Origin of the sequence: Geobacillus sp. Manikaran-105 (assembly GCF_002809955.1) — a bacterium.
Lineage (GTDB): Bacteria > Bacillota > Bacilli > Bacillales > Anoxybacillaceae > Geobacillus > Geobacillus thermophilus.
The window spans coordinates 1-19,836 of the sequence record NZ_PIJG01000053.1; the positions used below are offsets into that span (position 1 = coordinate 1).

The 19,836-nt window shown below is 52.9% G+C and carries 22 protein-coding genes, 1 riboswitch and 2 other annotated features; of the genes, 3 read left to right on the forward strand and 19 right to left on the reverse strand.

Annotated elements, in window-relative coordinates:
- Nucleotides 1-226: 226 nt before the first annotated feature.
- The 4 genes from CV945_RS13905 to CV945_RS13920 form a co-directional block, all read right to left on the reverse strand.
- Nucleotides 227-853: a hypothetical protein gene (locus CV945_RS13905; RefSeq protein WP_044743513.1), complete on the reverse strand. Its 627-nt coding sequence runs from the start codon at nt 851-853 to the stop codon at nt 227-229.
- Between the two features lie 31 nt (nt 854-884).
- On the reverse strand, nt 885-1,418 hold the full coding sequence (locus CV945_RS13910) for a matrixin family metalloprotease (RefSeq protein WP_100659988.1): 534 nt from the start codon (nt 1,416-1,418) through the stop codon (nt 885-887).
- A gap of 342 nt (nt 1,419-1,760) precedes the next feature.
- Nucleotides 1,761-4,925, reverse strand: coding sequence for an MMPL family transporter (locus CV945_RS13915; protein WP_100659989.1), 3,165 nt, complete (start codon nt 4,923-4,925; stop codon nt 1,761-1,763).
- Nucleotides 4,922-5,374 carry a MarR family winged helix-turn-helix transcriptional regulator gene (locus CV945_RS13920; RefSeq protein WP_100659990.1) on the reverse strand — a complete coding sequence of 151 codons (453 nt, stop codon included), beginning with the start codon at nt 5,372-5,374 and terminating at the stop codon, nt 4,922-4,924. Before CV945_RS13920 ends, CV945_RS13915 begins: the two co-directional genes overlap by 4 nt.
- 282 nt (nt 5,375-5,656) lie before the next feature.
- Between CV945_RS13920 and CV945_RS13925 the strand changes: the two genes are divergently transcribed.
- On the forward strand, nt 5,657-6,793 hold the full coding sequence (locus tag CV945_RS13925; RefSeq protein ID WP_100659991.1) for a YibE/F family protein: 1,137 nt from the start codon (nt 5,657-5,659) through the stop codon (nt 6,791-6,793).
- Complete coding sequence (locus CV945_RS13930) at nt 6,790-7,551, forward strand: YibE/F family protein (RefSeq protein ID WP_044743518.1); 762 nt, start codon at nt 6,790-6,792, stop codon at nt 7,549-7,551. The genes CV945_RS13925 and CV945_RS13930 overlap by 4 nt, the downstream gene beginning before the upstream one ends.
- Before the next feature lie 212 nt (nt 7,552-7,763).
- Here the strand turns inward: CV945_RS13930 and crcB are convergent, their stop codons facing one another.
- The 9 genes from crcB to CV945_RS13980 form a co-directional block, all read right to left on the reverse strand.
- Nucleotides 7,764-8,135: a fluoride efflux transporter CrcB gene (gene crcB / locus CV945_RS13935; RefSeq protein ID WP_100659992.1), complete on the reverse strand. Its 372-nt coding sequence runs from the start codon at nt 8,133-8,135 to the stop codon at nt 7,764-7,766.
- Complete coding sequence (locus tag CV945_RS13940; protein ID WP_044743520.1) at nt 8,132-8,518, reverse strand: fluoride efflux transporter FluC; 387 nt, start codon at nt 8,516-8,518, stop codon at nt 8,132-8,134. The genes crcB and CV945_RS13940 overlap by 4 nt, the downstream gene beginning before the upstream one ends.
- Nucleotides 8,519-8,564: 46 nt before the next feature.
- Nucleotides 8,565-8,627, reverse strand: a riboswitch (Fluoride riboswitch).
- A 52-nt stretch (nt 8,628-8,679) separates the two neighbouring features.
- Nucleotides 8,680-9,465, reverse strand: a complete 786-nt coding sequence (gene modA / locus CV945_RS13945) for a molybdate ABC transporter substrate-binding protein (RefSeq protein ID WP_063330404.1) — start codon at nt 9,463-9,465, stop codon at nt 8,680-8,682.
- 86 nt (nt 9,466-9,551) lie between these two features.
- Entirely contained in the window at nt 9,552-11,966 is a 2,415-nt protein-coding gene (gene pheT / locus CV945_RS13950) for a phenylalanine--tRNA ligase subunit beta (RefSeq protein ID WP_100659993.1), read from the reverse strand.
- 21 nt (nt 11,967-11,987) lie between these two features.
- Entirely contained in the window at nt 11,988-13,022 is a 1,035-nt protein-coding gene (gene pheS, locus CV945_RS13955; RefSeq protein WP_100659994.1) for a phenylalanine--tRNA ligase subunit alpha, read from the reverse strand.
- A gap of 42 nt (nt 13,023-13,064) precedes the next feature.
- Nucleotides 13,065-13,300, reverse strand: a binding site (T-box leader).
- Nucleotides 13,301-13,355: 55 nt separating this feature from the next.
- Nucleotides 13,356-13,706: a hypothetical protein gene (locus CV945_RS13960; protein WP_063193123.1), complete on the reverse strand. Its 351-nt coding sequence runs from the start codon at nt 13,704-13,706 to the stop codon at nt 13,356-13,358.
- Nucleotides 13,707-13,746: 40 nt separating this feature from the next.
- Nucleotides 13,747-14,502: a TrmH family RNA methyltransferase gene (locus tag CV945_RS13965; RefSeq protein WP_100659995.1), complete on the reverse strand. Its 756-nt coding sequence runs from the start codon at nt 14,500-14,502 to the stop codon at nt 13,747-13,749.
- Nucleotides 14,499-15,023 carry a peptide-methionine (S)-S-oxide reductase MsrA gene (msrA, locus tag CV945_RS13970; RefSeq protein ID WP_013144533.1) on the reverse strand — a complete coding sequence of 175 codons (525 nt, stop codon included), beginning with the start codon at nt 15,021-15,023 and terminating at the stop codon, nt 14,499-14,501. The genes CV945_RS13965 and msrA overlap by 4 nt, the downstream gene beginning before the upstream one ends.
- A 128-nt stretch (nt 15,024-15,151) precedes the next feature.
- A complete protein-coding gene (locus CV945_RS13980) occupies nt 15,152-15,895 on the reverse strand; it encodes an HI0074 family nucleotidyltransferase substrate-binding subunit (RefSeq protein ID WP_100659997.1) in 744 nt (247 codons plus the stop codon).
- Between the two features lie 127 nt (nt 15,896-16,022).
- On the opposite strand from CV945_RS13980, the gene sspI reads away from it, so the two are divergent.
- Entirely contained in the window at nt 16,023-16,232 is a 210-nt protein-coding gene (gene sspI / locus CV945_RS13985) for a small acid-soluble spore protein SspI (RefSeq protein ID WP_015375579.1), read from the forward strand.
- Between the two features lie 28 nt (nt 16,233-16,260).
- Here sspI and CV945_RS13990 read toward each other — a convergent pair whose 3' ends face one another.
- From CV945_RS13990 to infC, 6 genes are all read right to left on the reverse strand, one after another.
- The gene (locus tag CV945_RS13990; RefSeq protein WP_015375580.1) at nt 16,261-17,349 is read right to left on the reverse strand and encodes a M42 family metallopeptidase; all 1,089 of its coding nucleotides are present in this window, start codon (nt 17,347-17,349) and stop codon (nt 16,261-16,263) included.
- A gap of 92 nt (nt 17,350-17,441) precedes the next feature.
- On the reverse strand, nt 17,442-17,927 hold the full coding sequence (locus CV945_RS13995; protein ID WP_100659996.1) for a dUTP diphosphatase: 486 nt from the start codon (nt 17,925-17,927) through the stop codon (nt 17,442-17,444).
- Between the two features lie 15 nt (nt 17,928-17,942).
- On the reverse strand, nt 17,943-18,194 hold the full coding sequence (locus CV945_RS14000; RefSeq protein ID WP_033010804.1) for a DUF1294 domain-containing protein: 252 nt from the start codon (nt 18,192-18,194) through the stop codon (nt 17,943-17,945).
- Between the two features lie 107 nt (nt 18,195-18,301).
- A complete protein-coding gene (rplT, locus tag CV945_RS14005; RefSeq protein WP_011887944.1) occupies nt 18,302-18,661 on the reverse strand; it encodes a 50S ribosomal protein L20 in 360 nt (119 codons plus the stop codon).
- 25 nt (nt 18,662-18,686) lie between these two features.
- On the reverse strand, nt 18,687-18,887 hold the full coding sequence (gene rpmI, locus CV945_RS14010; RefSeq protein ID WP_011232191.1) for a 50S ribosomal protein L35: 201 nt from the start codon (nt 18,885-18,887) through the stop codon (nt 18,687-18,689).
- A 13-nt stretch (nt 18,888-18,900) separates the two neighbouring features.
- Complete coding sequence (infC, locus tag CV945_RS14015; RefSeq protein WP_080729625.1) at nt 18,901-19,479, reverse strand: translation initiation factor IF-3; 579 nt, start codon at nt 19,477-19,479, stop codon at nt 18,901-18,903.
- Nucleotides 19,475-19,606: a sequence feature (ribosomal protein L20 leader region), on the reverse strand. (Overlaps the previous gene by 5 nt.)
- Between the last annotated feature and the right edge of the window lie 230 nt (nt 19,607-19,836).

A 19,836-nucleotide genomic window follows, 5' to 3' on the forward strand; every position in this document is an offset into this window, starting at 1 on the left:
TCTTCGGTCGCGGAAAGACCACAGCGTCGTCGAGTTCATTTATGACGCTGCAAAGCAAGATATTCCCATTGATGTGATCAAAAAACAGCTCCGTATCGCATAAGGGGTACCCTGTTTGTCTCTCTAACCATGGAAATTATTGTAATGAAAAATGCTCATCTACAGGAAAAAATATGCTTGTGCAATCGAATCGCTCTTGATCAAAATCAGTGGAGGAAACGAAACATCATTCCCCCACTGCTTCTTTCACTTTCGCTTTGAACGCCTTTACCTCTTCAGGTTTATAAATCTCCAGCAAATCCTTTTCTTTCGTCTTTAGCACCACTTGGTTGTTCTCAAGGGCAAAGAAAAACGGATCTCCAACACTGTAATAGCGGCCGGTCAAATTCGATTTTTTGACAAAAAAGATATAGGTTTGTCCGGATGTCAAACCGATGTAATGCTCATCCACAACCATCGGCTCGTCCTTGCCTAACTTCGTTTGCTTTTGTTCCGTGACAAGAACATGAGAATCTGCTTTCCCTTTCAAGACTTCGATCACTTTTACGTTATAGTCCACTCCTTCAACATAAATATTCGGATCTTCTTCGGCTGGATCGTTTGGATTGCGCGCCAAATTTCGTGTGCCAGCCACTCCTTCAACAGTTCCGACAAAGATGCAGTCGGACGCCTTGCCCAAGTCCTTTATATTTGTATATTTTGGGCGATCAGAATAGCTGACGGTATGAGTCTGTCTGGCTACGTTGGCAGACCCTATTTGTTTATCGGTATTCCCTCCATCTTTTATGAAATAGACGACTCCGCCCATAAAGATAACACCAAGCGTCACGATGGACAGCACCATTTTTTTCATCCTCTTCTCCTCCCCATGGATAGATGAACAATTAATATCTTGCATTCACACCATTAATATCATCTTGCTGTGGAGTATAGATGCGTGTCCGATCACGGTTCGAGTTCATAATCGCTGTTGCCGTGGAATGATCCAGTCCAATTCCGTGTCCTAATTCATGCCCGGCTGCACTCCGAGCCACGTTGCTTTTTCCGATATTGATATTTCCCACGTTGACCATAGCTGTAAAGCGGAGTATCTCACTGCCTGAATACGTGATGTTGCAAACGCCATATTCGGAAGAATCGGAAACATAGTAGGAGTTAAGCGTGTTGGAAGAACTGCTGCTGTAGGAAAACCAAACGGGGGTTGGCGTTCCATTCCAATCGGAGAGGGCATTTTCAAAAGCCGTCCGAATCACCGTGCCGGAAGTTTGAAGATTGCTTCCCCATTTGTACGTGAGGCCGGTTACTCCATTCTTCCAATAGTAAGGTTCTAAAACATAGGCGCGCACCATTAGTGGTGCTATCAAAATAGCTAACGTCACCGAGAATAGAACGGCGATTTTCCCCAACTTCATTTTCATCACCCCAGTATTCAATATTTCATAGCCATTTTAACAAAAAATAAATAATATTAAATATATTTAAACAAAATATTCTTTTCTATGCGCCATGCTATCCGCATTCACGGGGGAAAGAATCAGGGAAAACAACTAGACATTGTACATAGAATATACGTTCCTGTTGAATCAAACAGAGCGCCTCGCTTTCTTTTTATACCTACAGGACTAAGAAAAAGAGGCTGATCCAAGAGGGTAATGCTCCTTAAACACAACATATTGTTTTCTATCAACCATTTTGCTTCTACATACATTAATAAGAAAGGGTGTCCCAGTCTGTTGGAACACCCTTGTTGGCTCGCCATCTTAACTGATTTTTTGTTGTTCCAGTCCGTCCGCTTCACTCACCGGCTGCCGGAACGGCCACCAGTTCGCGCGGCCGAACGTGCGGACCATGACCGGCACAAACAGCGGCAGGACGACGAGGGCGTAAAGCAGGAGCCCTGTCAGCACAATCGTCGCAATTTGCAAAAGCGACAGAACGCCGGACGGATACATCGCGGCGAACGTTCCGCCTAAAATGACGGCGGCGGAGATAATGACCGTCCCCATATGGCCCATCGCCGACAGCATCGCTTCCTTCACCGGCCGGCCGCGGTATTCGTTGAACCGATCCATGAGGAAGATGCTGTAGTCGATGCCGAGCGCCAAAAGCAACACAAAGGCGAAGAACGACACCGCCCAGTTCAAACCGGCATAGCCGAGGCCGTTGACGAAAATGAGTTCGGTGACGGCCATCGACGTGTAATACGTCAGGACGAGCGACAAGATCAAATAAAGCGGCATGATCAGCGAACGAAGGAGCACTGCGAGCACGATGGCGATGCCGATCAACATCAGCACGGCCGTCCGTTTATAGTCGGCGTTTGAGATCGCCTGCAAATCGGCGTACGTGCTTGTGACGCCGCCGACAGCGATCGTCGCGTCTTCCCACTTCGTCCCTTTCACCGCCCGCTCAGCGGCGGCGCGAATGTCATCCACACGGCTGAGCGCCGATGTCGAATACGGATTTTCTTTTAAAATGACATCAAACGTCACGATGCGCCGGTCTTTCGACATATACGCGTCTTTCGCCTGCGCAAAGTCTTTGCTTTCGCGCGCCTCTTTCGGCATGTGCCAGCCAGCCATGTCTTTCTCCGGCGCCGATGACAAATCGGCTAAATACGTTTCCGCCGTTCCGAGGCCGTCCGCCACTTTATGCAGACCGGACGCGCTTTGGTCCAAGCCGTTTACAAGCTGGCCGAGCTGGCCGCCAAGGGCGGAGAAATGCTCAAGCAATTGGCGCTGGCCGCCGTTCACTTGCTCAAGCCCTCGGGAGAATTGCGGCAATTGGTCGACCGCCTGTTTCTGGCCGTCGGCCGCTTTCGTCAACCCGGCTTCGAGCTCCGAAAGCCCGGCGATGATCCGGTCCAAGCCGCCGTTGACCGCCGCTTGGCCGGCCGCAAGCTGGGCGAACGAGTCGTTCGCTTTCGCCAAGCCGGCGCGCGCCTGCTCAAGCGCCCCGTTCAACTGTACGAGGCCGTCCGCCATTTCGTTCGTCTTTTCGGACAAGGCGGCGACCGTCATTTTCGCTCGTTGATATTGAGCGTCTTGCGCGAGCTCCGGGTGCGCCTGTTCGACTTGCGCAAGCATCGCCTGCACGGCGGCAAGCTGATTGGCGACGGCCTTTAATCCCGCTTCGATTTGCCGGTACTGGCCGCTTAATGCCGACAGCCCTTGTTCCGTCTGCTTGTAGCCGTCAAGCAGCTGCGCGGCGCCTTCCTGCAGCTTTTTCGCATTGTCGCGAAGCGTCACTAAGCCGTTTTGCAGCTCGCCGGCGCCCACCGCTCCACGACGCACGCCTTGTTCGATTTGACTAAGGCCGTTTTGCAGCTGGCGCAGACCGTCTTCAAGCCGCTCCGTTCCAGAGACGAGCTGGCCGATGCCGGATGACGCCTGCTTGAGCTGCGGAGCGGACGAGGACAATTTTTCGCTTGCCGTCTCAAGTCCGGCGCCGATTTTCTCAATCCCCTCTTTGCCGGCGCCAAGGCCGTCTTTGAGCTGTTTCGCCTGTTCGGTGACATACAGCTCCTGAATCGGCTCTCCCGTCGGACGCGTCGCCGAGCGGACGCTTGCCACGCCATCAACTTTTTCGATCTCACGGCTCATTTTCTCAATCAACGCCAGCCCTTCTTCCGAATCAAGCGGCTCTTTGCTTTTTACCACCACCTGCGTCGGCATGGCATCTCCCGGATTGAAATGATCGGCAATGATGTCAAACGCTTTGACGGAACGATAATGATCGCCGATCTCTTCCATGGAATCAAACGACAGCTTGCCGTGGTATGTCGCGAGCACCGGCACCGTCACAATCCCAACAATCGCCAGCGCCAAAAGCGGACGGGCGAACGCAAATCGGCCAGCCGCGAGCCAAAGCCGGCTTTGCCCGTGCTCGAGCTTCCCCCGCACCGGCCAAAACAGCTTCTCGCCAAGCACGGCCATGAAAAACGGCACGAGCGTCACGAGCGCCAAAAGCAGCACCGCTACCCCAACGGCGACGGCCGCCGCCGATTGGTACAACTGAAATGTCGACAGTCCGATCGCCGCAAACCCGATCATCACCGCCAATCCGCTCGCCAACACCGTTTTTCCCGCCGTCCGGTACGTGGCGACGATCGCTTCCACCCGATCGCCGCGTTTCGCCAGTTCTTCTTTAAACCGACTCAGCAACAAAATGCAATAGTCGGTCCCAATGCCAAACAAAACGGCGACTAAAAAGATTTGCGTAAACGTTGATAGCGGAAAGTTCACGTTGTCAACCAAAAAAGCAACGATCGACTGTGAAACGGCATACGTCGCCCCGACCGCCACTAATGGAATCAGCGGGGCTACCGGTGAACGGAATACAGCGAGCAGAACAAGCAAAATGAAGACGATCGTAATCCCTTCCGTCTTCTTCACGCCTTCAAGCGAGCTTGTCACGACATCTTCATCGATCATCCAGCCGCCGGTGAAATAATGCTCGACCTTGACGCCATCGACCGCTTTATACAGGGCGTCGGTCAATTGCTTCGCCGTCCGGCCGGCCGGGTCGATGGTGATGGAAATGAGCATCGTCGTCCCGTCTTTGGAGATGAGTTCTTTTTCGAGCTTCGGGTTGGCAAACGGCGAGACGATGTTCGTGACATGAAGCTCCTCTTTTTTCTTTTCGAGCGCGTTTACCGCCCGTTCAATCTCTTTTTTGTCATCCGCCGTCAGCCCGCCTTTTTGGTAAAAGACAAGCACCGCGGATCGTTCATTTTGTTTGTTTTCCTGGCTGTTCGCCTCTTTGATCAGCTTGGCCGCCAATGACGACGAGTAGCCGTCAGGCACGCTCAACTGCCCTTTCTCGCGGACAAGATCGCCCATGTTCGGCGCCGTCGCCATGAGCACGGCCGCAATGGCGATCCATGCCGCAAGTACGAGCCATTTTCCTTTGATGATCGCTTTCATGTCGCCTCTTCCACCTCCTGCAGCACGTGGGCCAGCCGCTCATACGTACGGATGAACGTTTCAATCTCCTCCTCTGGAAAGCGAGCGATCACGTCTTCCACCAGCCGATAGACGCTCCGGTCCATCTCCGCCACCCATTCCTCTCCTTGTGGCGTCAACGATAAGGCCACAACACGTCGGTCGCTTTCATCACGGTCGCGGCGCAGCCAGCCTTTGTCGACGAGGCGATTTGTCATCGCCGTCACCGCGCTTTTGTTCACGCCAAACATCGCCGCGAGCTCCGTTGACGTGCACGCCCCCCGCCGGCGGATGTAGCGAAGCAAATAATATTGGTCATGCGTCATCTCTTGGCAAAGACTGCCTTTGACAAGCGCCGCTCCGCGTTTCATCACGAGAAACGACACGGACAAATAGCGGTCGATCCAATCGTCGATGTTTCTTTCTACCATCTGCTCACCTCCAATCATTCACTCGTTGAACCATTTGCCGGCCTGATCAATTAGCTCACTCGATCTGCCTATTTAGTTCAACTATTGAACCATTACCACTATTAACGTAACAAGGATGAAAGGAAAAATCAATCGTTTTTTCACATCATCGTGTCCCCCTGCAGCCTGACCTCTGTAATCCCCCTTTTTGCGCTAAGTGAGTGAAAAAATGTATTATGACTATAAGAGAAAATATTTCTAGAAGCCGGGTGAATTCATTCCTACATTTGGGGGTTTTTGCGAATGGTATGGAAGGACAAATTAAAAAAAATGTCTCAAAAACAAATTTTGTTGTACGCGCTCATCGGAATTTGTTTGGCCGCCTCCGTTCTTTTTGTTCACTACAATCATCCCTTCTATGATCGTCCCATTGCCAAAGTGATCAAAATAGAACTGACAGATACAACGAAAGTAACTGATATGCATGAAAATGAAGATCGTCTATTCACCCAACGCATCATTGCTCAATTGAAAAATGGCGACCAAAAAGGGCGGCTTATTCACTTAACTAACCAGTATTCCTCATCGAAAGCTTATGATCAACAATATCGTGTTGGAGATGAATTGTTTGTTTCGATTGATGCAAATAGAAACGAAAACTCACATTTAACTGGAACGATCCAAGGTGTAAAGCGTGACAAATACGTATTGATGGCGGCATGGGTTTTCATCTTGACTTTGCTTCTCATCGGGAAAAAGCAAGGATTGTTGTCGATTATAAGTTTAGCCGTCAACTCCATTTTGTTATCCTATGCATTGGATGTTTATCTCCATACATCCGGCATCAGTCTCTTAATCATATGCGGCATTAGTATCATTTTGTTTACTACCATTTCTTTGTTGCTCGTTAACGGGTTTAATAAAAAAACATATGCCGCTATTGTTGCCACCTTACTGGGAACGTTTATGTCGCTGTTGATCACTTATCTTGTCATGCAATTCACGTCAGAACAAGGCCTTCGATATGAGGAAATGCAATTTGTAACTCGTCCTTATAAAGTCGTGTTTATGGCCGGAGTATTTATCGGATCTTTAGGAGCTGTAATGGATGTGGCAATTACAATGTCCTCTTCCATCTTTGGATTGTATGAAAAGAATAACAACATATCGATCAAAGCACTGAAAGCTTCGGGAATGGAGATCGGGAAGGATATTATGGGAACGATGACAAATATTTTGTTTTTTGCCTATATAAGCGGCTCCATCCCTATGCTTATTTTGTATTTAAAAAATGCCTCCCCCTTAATGTTCACCCTTTCGATGAACCTTTCGCTGGAATTGGCTAGAGCTTTAGCTGGGGGGATTGGAATCGTAATGACAATCCCAATAGGGTTATATACGACTATTTTTTTCATTAAGAGAAAGAGGGCAAGAGCATGAATACATTGTTCTGGTTAGGAACCATTTTATTCATTCTGATGGTCCTTGTTGGCGGGAAAAAAGGGGCACGATCTTTCTTGGCCATATTCTTCAACTTTGGCGTGCTCATACTCACTATCCTGATTATGCTGATTCCAAAAGCTGATCCGATCATCTTAACATTGATTGCATCCACGTTGATCAGCTGCATTAGCCTTTTTTACATCAATGGAGTGAGCACAAAAACAATCACTGCCTTCATTTCTAGCATAGCCACTGTGGTGATCCTGCTCTTCTTTATTGTCATTGTGACTGAAAATGCTATGATTCAAGGATTTGGCGAAGAGGAAGCCGAGGGGATTTCCGCCTTTTCCCTTTACATTGGAATCGACTTTGTGAAAATCGGGGCATCTGTCATTATTATGAGTACAATAGGTGCGATTACAGATACGGCGATTGCCATTTCGTCTCCAATGCGCGAAATATTCCATCACCATCCATCCATTAGCAGGAAAGATTTGTTTGCCTTCGGTTTACGTATGGGGAGGGATCTATTAGGAACGAGTACAAATACGTTGTTTTTCGCCTTCTTCGGCAGCTATTTGGCATTGCTTATCTGGTTTAAAGATTTATCCTACTCTATCGATCAAATCGTAAATTCAAAAATATTTAGCGCAGAAATGATCGCGATCTTTTTTGCCGGGATTGGTGTAGCATCAACTATTCCAATCACTTCGTGGGTGACCGCTTATTTTTTAGTAAAAAAAGGGAGGAAATAAATGTTATCAATGTTGTTTTCGTTGACACCATAGTCGTCCGTCGACACCCCGTTTAGCGGATCGGTTGGGAAAAGCGAACATCCGGATGGATAGGCATTTTGGAACGCCTTGCTGTCATCGCTGCTTTATCCATTCTGTTCGGCGAACAAAGTTTACCATCATGTTCCGCTCCATGCCTCGCTGTACACACCGATCCGCTTTTTGGGAAACTTTCAACGCCCAAGATGGTAGCCAAGCCATGCTAACAACACGCCAAACGAGTAGGTAACGACCAAATAAGAGCAGGCGACCACCAAATAAGTCCTCGTTTTTCCTTGTTGTTTTCGCTGCATCATTTGCACGCTTTCCCATTTGAACGTGGAAAACGTCGTGAACGCGCCCATAAAACCGGTGCCGACAAGCAATTTTTCAGCATCGGCGGCGCCGCTTCCAGCCAGCCAGCCGAGCAAAAACGAGCCAAGTAAGTTCACAATGAGCGTGCCGAGCGGGAAGCGCGGCGAGCGCCGGGCTGCCCAGCGGCTGACGGCGTAACGGCAGATGGCGCCAAAAAAACCGCCGATCATCACCAATAGCGATGCCATCATCGGACCATTTCCCCCTTTCGCTTTGGCTGGGCGGCAGCGGAGCCCGCCCATGCCGCGGTTAGACCGCCGAACAAACTGGCGGCGATATAACCAGCGGCCATGCCCCATCGTCCTTGTTCCAGCAATTCGACACACTCGACGCTAAGGGTGGAAAACGTCGTATACGAGCCGACAAAACCGCTCGTCACCGCCGTTTGCACCCATGGCGGCCACGTGGGGCGGCGGGTGAATGTGACCGTGAGCCAGCTGAGCAAAAACGAGCCTGTCCAGTTGATGAAAAGCGTCGCAAACGGAAAGCCATGGGCGGCGGGAACAAGCAAACCAAGCCCATAACGGACAAGCGCGCCGATCATGCCGGCGATGCCAACGGCGAGATAAACCAATGACCGTTCCTCCCTTCCAAAAAGAAACAGACTCCTGCCGCATGCAAACGCAGCAGGAGTCATCAGCCGGAAGCCGGCGATTATGGCGAACCCCATCGCCTATGTTGTTGAACGAGTTTTATTTTACCATAAATACCCTGATGTTGTGAAGAGCCCCCTGTTTAGTGCTGCCGGGCGCGGCGGAACCCATGCCGTTCAAACTGCTTCAACGCTTGTTCGCTCGTTAAATAAGCATAAAACTGGCGCGCTTCTTGCAGATGCTTGGTCGTCTTGACCACGCCGAGCGGATAGACGATCGGTTCGTGCATCTCATCAGGCACCACAGCCGCAATTTTCACGTTGCCGGAGACAAGCGCGTCCGTCCGGTACACAAAGCCGGCGTCGACGTTGCCCGTTTCGACATACGTCAACACTTGGCGGACGTCTTTGGCCAGAACGAGGCGCGGCTTGACTTTTTCCCATAACCCGGCCTGCTCAAGCGTTTGTTTCGCGTATATGCCGGCCGGCACCGACTCAGGGATGCCAATGGCCACCCGTTTCGCGCGAGTGATGTCATCGAGCGACTGAATCGCCCCTTCTTCTTGTTTTGGCACAATGAGCACGAGTTCGTTGGCTAACACCGTTTTTTCATGCGCAGAATCCATCAGCCCTTCTTGTTTCAGCTCCGCAAACGGCTGGACGGCGGCGGAGAAAAACAAATCGACCGGCGCCCCTTGCGCGATTTGTTTTTGCAAGGCGCCGGATGACCCAAAGTTATAGTGAATGCGGATGTTCGGATGCTCGCGCTCGAAGACGGTTTTCACTTCCTCTAGCGCGTCTTGCAAACTGGCAGCCGCTGAGACGGTGAGCTCAACCGGTTGTTGTCTGCCATCCGGCCGCCCCGCGGCGCATCCATACAACCCGGCAAGCAAAAGCAAGGCAATGATCGCGGCCTGAATGGTTCGCATCGTTCTCCCCCTTTTTGCACGCTTCGGTGTGACAGAATAGAAAAACAGGGAGCTGCCCGTGCTCCCTGCTTCATACCGCTGCGGCATTACCCGCGCAACACCGCGCCAAACTGCTCTTCGACCGCCGCCAATACCCGCTCATAGACGGCCGTGACTTCTTCATCCGTGAGCGTCCGCTCCGGATCATAGAAGCGGAGCGAGAAGGCGAGCGATTTTTTCCCGGCCGGCAGGCGCTCGCCTTGGTAGACGTCAAAGAGGGAGACGTCTTTGACAAGCGGTTTCCCGGCTTCGGCGATCGCCTGCTTCAAGGCGCCGGCTTCGACCATTTCGTCAACGACCAAGGCGATGTCGCGCACGACCGACGGGAAGCGCGGAATCGGCTCGTAGCGGATCGCTTCGCTTTCGGCGTTCAACAGATCGGTCAAGGCGAGCTCGAACACGTACGTTTCTTTTAAATCGTACTCTTTTTGCACGGCCGGATGGAGCTGGCCGACAAAGCCGATCACCTTGCCGCCAAGCGCAATCTCCGCCGTCCGTCCCGGATGCAAATCGGCGCGCTTGGCCGGCTTGTACTCGATGCGGGCGGCGAGTCCAAACAAGTCGAACAAGCCGTCCAAAATGCCTTTGGCAACGTAAAAATCAACGGCCTTTTTCTCTCCTTGCCATAAATGGGCGTGCCATAAGCCGGTGAGAACGCCGGCAAGCCGCTCTTTTTCCGCTGGTTGGACGCCTTCTCCTTTGGACAAGTAGACAGAGCCGATTTCGTACAAGGCGACGTTCTCGACTTGGCGGGCGCGGTTGTAGCTCGCCGCTTCAAGCAGATGCGGGATTAAGCTTTGCCGCAAAACGCTCCGCTCTTCGCTCATCGGCAGCGCCAAGCGGACCAATTCGGCCGTCTCAAGCGCAAAGCGCGCCGCTTTGTCCGGGCTCGTGAGCGAATACGTGATCGCTTGGAACAAGCCCGCCCCTTCCAAATAGCGGCGGACGCGGCGGCGCTTCGCCTGATGCGGCGTGAGTCCGCCCGGCTTCGCCTCCGCCACCGGCAGCGTCGCCGGCAGACGGTCGTAGCCATACAGGCGCGCCACTTCCTCGATGATGTCTTCTTCAATCGCAATGTCGCGCCGACGCGACGGGACGTGGATCGTAAACGTTCCGTTGTCTTCTGTGAACGGAAATTGCAAGTTCGAAAGAATCACGGCCACTTCCTCTTTCGACATCGCCGTGCCGAGGACACCGTTGATGCGTTCGAGCGTGACCGTCACCGCCACCGGCTCCTCACGCCACACGCTCGCTTCCACGACGCCGCCGACGACCTCGCCGCCGGCGTATTCGGCCATCAGGGCGGCGGCGCGCTCGAGCGCTTCTTTCGTCCGCGCCGGATCGATGCCTTTTTCAAACCGAGTGCTCGCTTCGCTGCGCAGCCCGTGGTCTTTTACCGCCTGGCGGATGACCGGGCTTGTAAAGTACGCCGCTTCAATAAACACGGTTTTCGTGTCATCGCGCACTTCCGAATTCGCCCCGCCCATCACCCCGGCTAAGGCGACCGGCTCGCGGCCGTTCGTGATGACAAGGTGGTCTTCGGTCAGCTTCCGTTCGACATCATCGAGCGTGACAATCGTTTCGCCTGCCTTTGCGCGGCGGACGACAATTTCCTGCGAACCGAGGCGGTCGTAGTCAAACGCATGAAGCGGTTGGCCGTACTCAAGCAAAATGTAGTTCGTAATGTCGACGACGTTGTTGTGCGGGCGAATGCCGGCTGCCATCAAGCGCGCTTGCATCCAAAGCGGCGACGGGCCGATCCGGACGTTTTTCACGATCCGCCCGGCGTACAGCGGGTTGTCTTCCGGCGCCTCGACGCGGACGGAAATGTAGTCGTGAACGTTTTCGTTCGTTTCTTTGACCGCCGCTTTCGGCAGCTTTACTTCACGTCCGAGAATGGCCGCGACTTCATAGGCGACGCCGATCATGCTTAAACAGTCGGCGCGGTTGGGCGTCAAAGACAGTTCGAGCACTTCATCGTGCAAGCCGAGCCATTCCAGTGCATCGGCGCCGACCGGCGCATCGCTCGGAAAGACGAAAATGCCGTCTGCATACTCTTTCGGCACGACTTTCGTTTCGACGCCGAGCTCTTGGAGCGAACAAATCATTCCGTTCGATTCTTCCCCGCGCAGCTTCGCCCGTTTGATTTTGAAATTGCCCGGCAGCACCGCCCCGACTTTGGCGACGGCGACCTTTTGCCCTTTGGCGACGTTCGGGGCGCCGCAAATGATTTGCACCGGCTCGCCTTCGCCAAGGTCAACGAGGCATTTCCGCAGTTTATCCGCGTTCGGGTGCGGCTCGCACTCGAGCACATGGCCGATGACGACGCCGTTCATCCCGCGGTCGAGCGCCTCAACCCGCTCGACTTCAATGCCGCTTTTCGTGATGCGATCAGCGAGTTCCGCGGCGGTGACCCCCGTCAAATCGACGTACTCGCTCAGCCAACGGTAAGACACGAGCATGGAAAACCCCTCCTTTTTCTGTTACACACGCAAAAATTGCCGCAAGAAACGTAGATCGTTTTGATAGAAATGACGGATGTCGTCAATGCCGTACTTCAGCATCGCGATCCGCTCCGGCCCCATGCCGAACGCAAAGCCGGTGTACGTTTTCGAATCAAAGCCGGCCATTTCAAGCACGTTCGGATGAACCATGCCGGCTCCTAAAATTTCGATCCAACCGGTGCCTTTGCAGACGCCGCAGCCCCGCCCTTCGCATCGGAAGCAGGACACATCGACTTCGACCGACGGCTCGGTGAACGGGAAAAAGCTCGGCCGGAAGCGGATGTCGCGCCCTTCCCCGAACAGCTTGCGGGCAAATTCGCGCAGCGTCCCTTTCAAATCGCTCATCCGGATGTTCCGGTCCACAACCAATCCTTCAATTTGCGTAAACTGGTGCGAATGCGTCGCATCGTCCGTATCGCGGCGGTACACTTTGCCCGGACAAATGATTTTCACCGGGGCGCGCCCGCGGTGTTTTTCCATCGTCCGCGCCTGCATCGGCGATGTGTGGGTGCGAAGCAAAATCTCCTCCGTGATGTAAAACGAATCTTGCATATCGCGGGCCGGATGTCCTTTCGGCAAATTGAGCGCCTCAAAGTTGTAATAGTCGGTCTCGACTTCCGGCCCTTCGGCGACCGTATAGCCCATGCCGATAAACAAATCTTCAATTTCTTCAATGACGCGCGTCAGCGGATGGGGATTGCCAAGACTCACAGGTCGTCCCGGCAGCGTCACATCGATCGCTTCGGCGGCCAGCTTCCGCTCGACTTCCTCCTGTTCCAGTTTCGCTTGTTTCGCCTCGAGCGCCTGCTGAATCGCCGCTCTCACTTCATTGGCCAGCGCGCCGAGTTTCGGGCGCTCTTCCGGCGGCAATGCCCCCATGCCGCGCAGCACTTCGGTGATCGGCCCTTTTTTGCCCAAGTAAGCGACGCGCACGTCATTCAGTGCTTTGACGTCTTTCGCCTCATCGATTCGGCGAAGCGCTTCTTGCTTCAGCTCGTACAGCCGTTCTTTCACTTGAGTCCCTCCTCTATCCAAAATAAAAAACCCGCCCCCCCGGTAAGGGACGAGTTGTTGCTCGCGGTACCACCCTTGTTAACAGCACAAATGTGCTGTTCGCTTCATTGCGATAACGGCCGAAAGCCGGAACACCTTTACATCCCCTTTTGGGATGGTCCCGGTGCCAACTCGGGAGGTGAACTTCACTTGCGTCGGCCATAAAAACGCTCCCAGTCTCCGGCGTTTTCTCCCTGGATGGCGAGCAGCAAGCTACTTTTCTCCGTCATCGTTGTTGTCCGTATGGGAAATTGTCGCTATTCATTATACGCAAATGAGTAGGCAAAGGCAAGGTCAGGCCGAAATTTCTTTGCGCAGCTCATCGATTTCCGCTTCCTGTTCAATCGAGCGGATGGCAAGGCGCTCCATAATTTTTTCCTGCCGCACTTGCCCTTCCTTGAGCGCGGCGACATCTTTTTTGACCCCTAGCATGTCTTTTTTCATCGCATCCATGTCTTTTTTCATCGCGTCCATGTCTTTTTTCATCGCCTCAACATCACTCTGGATGCGATCGACTTTGTCTTCGAGTTGTTTCACGCTTCCTTGCAGCTTGACGATATCCATGCGCATTTGTTCGATGTAGGCCCCTTGAACATCAAGACGCTCGAGCACAGCGTTCAATAACGCCCGCAGTTCGCCATCCATCTGTCTCCGCTCCCTTGTCCTATTGATTTTCGATTCTATTTTACCGCACCGCCTGCAAGGAATAAAGCAAAATTCCGGCCGCGACGGCGACGTTCAGCGACTCGGCGCGGCCGTAAATCGGGATGTACACGTTCTCTGTCGTTAGGCGCAGCAGGTCGGGTCGGACGCCGCTTCCTTCATTGCCGACGAGCAAGGCGAAGGAAGACGAAGGCGGAACGGTGCGGTAATCGACGGCATTCTCCAAGGCCGTTCCGTACACCGGAATGCCCTGCTCCTTGAAACGCGCGATCCATTGCACCAAATCGCCTTTGACAACCGGAAGATGAAACAGCGACCCTTGCGTCGCCCGCACGACTTTCGGATTGTACACATCGGCGCACCCTTCGCCAAGGATGACAGCATCGATCCCGGCGGCATCGGCGGTGCGAATCATCGTCCCGAGATTGCCCGGGTCTTGCACGGCGTCAATGAGCAAGGCGGTCTTCACGCCTTCAAGCTCGGCTGGCAACTTTCGGCACACCGCGGCGATGCCTTGCGGCGTCTCCGTGCTGCTGATCGCCTTCATCACCGCTTCGGTCACGATCGTAACCGGGACACCTGTGACGTTCCAGCCGGGCGGGACGGCCGTCCGCTCATCAACGATCAGCTCGACAAGGGGCGCGTTGCTTTTTATGGCCTCTTCGACAAGATGAAACCCTTCAAGCAAAAACAATCCGGTCTCATCGCGCCCTTTTTTGGTCAGCAGCTTTTTCCATTGTTTGACGCGCGCATTTTTCGGCGATTCGATCCGCTTCACCGTTTCGTCCCCCAATGTTTGGCGATAAACTCGTCGCGCCCGGACGCGGCGCGGTCTTGTTTGTAATGCTCCGGATTTTTCTTATGGTAGTTTTGATGATACTCTTCCGCCGGGTAAAACGTCGTCGCCGGCAAAATTTTCGTTACAATCGGCTTCGAGAAGCGCCCGCTTTCCTCGAGCGCCCGCTTTGACTGCTCGGCGAGCTGGCGCTGTTTTTCGTTATGGTAAAAAATCGCCGTCCGGTATTGCGGCCCGCGGTCGTGAAACTGGCCGCCGTCATCGGTCGGGTCGATTTGACACCAATACAGCTCCAACAGCCGCTCATACGGAAAGACGTCCGGGTCAAACGTGATTTGCACCGCTTCGTAATGGCCGGTCGTGCCGGTTTTCACTTGCTCGTATGTTGGGTTTTCGACATGCCCACCCGTATAGCCGGAGACGATGCCGTAAATGCCGTCAAGCTCCTCAAACGGCGTCACCATGCACCAAAAGCAGCCGCCGGCGAATGTCGCTTTTTCCATTGTGTCGTCACCTCATGCGTCAAGTTTCTTCATTTGATTATAACAAAATGTGCGCCGTTGTCATCTTTCACGACCAAAGCCAAGTTCCTTCACAAAGCCAGGCTCGTTCCGTTCCGCACGCCGGCCGCTCATGTCACTGAGTCAAGCTGTCGTTTCATTTCGTCAAGCAAACGGTCAAACAGCGGGATATAGTGTGTACGGATGCGTTCGTAAATGTCCATCGCCGTTTCTTCGTCATACGTATGGGACGTCCGGCTGCGGTCTTCGAGCATGCGAAGCCATGTCTCTCCGTCTTGAATCAACCCTTCCCGAAACGCCTCGCGAATCGTTTTCCTCGGACTCGTCACTTCAGCGTATCCCTGATGCTCCAAATAAAGTTTCATCCATTTCCATGCTAGTTCGTACGTGAATTCAAAGCGTTGAATGGTCGCATCAACAACAAGGTCATCCGTTTGAGCGTCTCTTGCGGCACTTTGCCGGAGTTTGGAGAGCGCCCGTTCGAAATCGTAAAATCGATCCATCAGCCGGCTCATGGTGACCATCACCTTCCCGTGCTCGTTCGTTTGAAAAATCGTCTTTCCTTCTTGGTCAATATTCATTTTTAGCTGTTCGTTGTGAATTTGATTGTAATCAACAACATCGATCGGATAAATGATCGGAAGTTCATCCAAGTCCGATTGCAGGAGGTACAGCGGGCCTCCCGGTTTTCGAAATTGGATCGCCAAATCGATATCCGATCCTTCCTTGTAATCGCCTCGTGCTCTTGAGCCGAACAAAATGACTTTTTCAATGACATCAGCATAACGGGAAAATAGATGGAGCAGTTGGCGAAATACCGTTCGTTCCAATCCATAGAGCGGTTTCTCGTCCATCGTCGCCATCACTCATTTCGGTCTAGTTTTTCCTCTATTATACCATATACGAGAGCCGCTCCATGTATAAATCCGCCGCCATTGGCAAACGATAACGGTGTACAATACGGCCAATGAGGTGAGACAAATGGATTTGAACTTGCGGAAAGCCATTATGCACAACGTCGCCAACAACTCGAAAGAACAGCTCGAGAATACAATCGAGGACGCGATCCAGCGTGGCGAGGAAAAATATTTGCCCGGCCTCGGCGTCCTCTTTGAAGCCATTTGGACGCACGCCAATGAACAGCAAAAAGACATGATGCTCACCACGCTCGAGCAGGCGGTTAAACAATGACGAACACCGGCCGAATTGGCCGGTGTTTTTATTCGTCAAACGTCAGTTGTTTCACTTTGTCGGCGTCAAGCCGTTTGATCACTTCGACAAGCAGCTTGACCGTGTTTTCATAATCGTCGCGATGCAAAATGGCGGCGTGCGAGTGGATGTAGCGCGTCGGGATGGCGATCGTGAGCGACGGAACGCCGCTGCCCGTTAAATGAATCGCTCCCGCATCCGTACCGCCGCCCGGCATGGCATCAAAATGGTACGGAATGTTCAGCTCTTCCGCCACTTCGATGACGAATTCGCGCAAGCCGCGGTGCGACACCATCGTCGCGTCGTACAGGACGATGTGCGGGCCGGCGCCGAGTTTGCCCATCGCTTCTTTTTCCGACACGCCCGGTGTATCGCCGGCAATGCCGACATCCACCGCAAAGGCGATATCCGGCTGAATGAATTGGGCGGCCGTGCGCGCGCCGCGCAAGCCGACTTCTTCCTGTACCGTGCCGACGCCGTATACCGTGTTTGGATGGTCGACGCCTTTCAGCTGCTTGAGCACATCGATGGCGACCGCACAGCCGATCCGGTTGTCCCATGCTTTCGCGAGCAGCATTTTTTCATTGTTCAATACCGTAAATTCAAAATACGGCACGATCATATCGCCCGGGCGGACGCCCCACTCCATCGCTTCCTCGCGGCTGGTCGCGCCGATGTCGATGAACATATCTTTGATTTCCACCGGTTTTTTGCGCGCCTCCGGCGGCAAAATGTGCGGCGGCTTCGAACCGATGACGCCGGTGATGTCGCCTTTTTTCGTCACGATCGTCACGCGCTGGGCGAGCATTACTTGGCTCCACCATCCGCCAAGCGTTTGGAAGCGGATGAATCCTTTGTCGTCGATTTGCGTCACCATAAAGCCGACTTCATCCAAATGACCGGCGATCATCACTTTCGGCCCGCCTGATTTCCCTTCTTTTTTCGCGATCAAGCTGCCGAGGCCGTCGGTTGTGACTTCATCCGCATACGGGGCTATGTATGTCTTCATCACATCGCGCGCTTCCCGCTCATTGCCCGGGACGCCTTTCGCATCGGTCAACGCTTTCAGCATCGTCAACGTTTCGTCCAACTTCGCCATCTTGGCACCCCTTTCCGGTTTTGTCCACTTTTTTATTATACTTGAAAAGGCTGACGATTGGCAAAATGAATCATTCGCCACCCGAAAAAAGATCAGTAGCGCTCGTTTTGCCGCTTGTGGTTCACTTCATTTTTCCGCCGATACGCCGCCTCGATGTCGTCGGAAGAAAAACCGAGCGCCACGCCAAGCCGCCAATACTCCGCAAACAGCGCATCATATTCCCCTCGCGCTCTCGTCTCCCCGAACCGCTCGGCGGCGCGAAAGACGGCCAAAAACTGCTCAACAAGCGGCCGCTCGACAGCCGGAAGCTCCCGGCTTTCATAAAACAGCCCGCAATCCAGCCCGAGCGACAGCAAAAAATGCAAACCGTCGACATATTCCTCCAGCACCCGTTCCGCCGGCGCCGACGGTTTCACGCTCCAAAATTTAAAACAGCGCGTCTCATTGGCCAGCTCCCCAAGTTCGACGAGAAACGCAAGCATTTTCCGATTGAACAAGTCCTCATGCATAAGGCCGTGCTCTGTTTCAATCCGCTCATCCAACATGCGCTGCATATCGTAAAGCAAAGGCCAATCCATGCTCTTTTCCCCCTTCTACCACATCCAGTTCCAATAGAAAAACGCCTCCGCGGCTGCCAGCAGCGGAAGCCCATAGCGAAAAGCCGAATGGCGCGTTTTATGGCGAAACGTGTACATTCCAGCTGCCGCACCGATGGCCCCACCCGCAAACGCCAGCAGCCAAAGCGTCCGCTCGGCGATGCGAAAGCGGCGGCGTTTCGCTTTTTGTTTGTCGAGCCCCATCATAAAAAAGGCAAGAAGATTGATCGCTATTCCGTATTGTACCATATCCATCCCTTTCCTTGACAGAAAAACAGCAGCGCTGATCGGCTTTCAAGCCCCCCATTTCGTTGCCGAAGAAAAACGGCCACCCTTTGTCAGGATGGCCGTCATGGTTACTTATTCAAGTTCGCTTTCGCCAAATCGGCGAGTTGGGCAAACGCCGCTTGGTCGTTGACCGCCAAGTCGGCGAGCATTTTCCGGTTGACTTCGACGCCGGCCAATTTCAAGCCGTGCATCAAACGGCTGTACGACAGGCCGTTTTGGCGGGCCGCCGCATTGATGCGGGCGATCCACAGTTTGCGGAAATCGCGCTTCCGTTGACGGCGGTCGCGATACGCATACATGAGCGATTTCATCACTTGCTGGTTCGCAACTCTATATAACGCGTGTTTCGCGCCGAAATAGCCTTTCGCAAGCTTCAATACTTTTTTGCGACGTCTGCGCGTCACTGGTCCACCTTTTACGCGTGGCATAATCGTTCCCTCCTATAGTCGGTCGTTATTTCAAGTTGTCGAGCATTTGGCGAATGCGTTTGAAATCGCCAGGCGAGACAAGCGTCGCTTTGCGGAGATGACGCTTTTGTTTTTTCGTTTTATTGGCAAACAAGTGGCTCGTATACGCATGGCCGCGTTTCAATTTGCCGCTCGCCGTCTTTTTGAACCGTTTCGCCGAGCCGCGGTGAGTTTTCATTTTTGGCATCACAGTTTCCTCCTTACTTGTTGTCGTTTTTCGGTGCGAGCACGAGAAACATGTTGCGCCCGTCCATTTTCGGCGCCGTTTCGACGACCGCGATGTCGGCGCACGCTTCCGAGAAGCGGTCAAGGACGCGCTGTCCGATTTCTTTATGGGTGATCGCCCGTCCTTTGAAGCGGATCGTCGCTTTCACTTTATCGCCTTTTTCCAAAAACTTGCGCGCGTTGCGCAGTTTCGTGTTGAAGTCATGCTCCTCGATCGTTGGGCTGAGGCGCACTTCTTTCACATTGATGACCTTTTGCTTTTTGCGCGCTTCTTTTTCTTTCTTCTGCTGCTCGAAGCGGAATTTCCCGTAATCCATGATGCGGCAAACAGGCGGTTTGGCGTTCGGCGCCACAAGCACGAGGTCCAAGTTGCGTCTCGCCGCAATTTCGAGCGCTTCCTGCTTCGACTTGATGCCAAGTTGGTCGCCGTTTTGATCGATCAAGCGCACTTCCCGGGCACGAATTTGCTCGTTGATAATGAAATCTTTGCTAATAATGAGCCACCTCCAAGGTTTTTTCCAACTGGCTTGTTTGCCGGCAGAGCCCGCTCTCAACGAAAAAGCGCGGATGCACAAAGCACCCGCGCACGACGTTCGGACAAAAAGTTGGCGAACCGTAACAACCTGCCAACAGCCTTCTTAGCGTCGGTCAGGTGAGAAGCGGGCGCTTCTGCTTTCGTTACAAACAAGCAATCATTCCACTTTATACACTATACCACCTTGGCGATGGCATGTCAAGGAGCGGCTCTTGATAAACACAACGTCCTTTATTATAATGGATTCTCACTTCGTTAGCAAGAGAAAATTTTCAGTTGAGTCAGTCAAGACTTTGTGGAGAACATTTTTTCGGTTCACTACGGGCGTTGTCAATCACTAGTTAGCGAACCATTTTCAGGAATTAATATCGTAAGC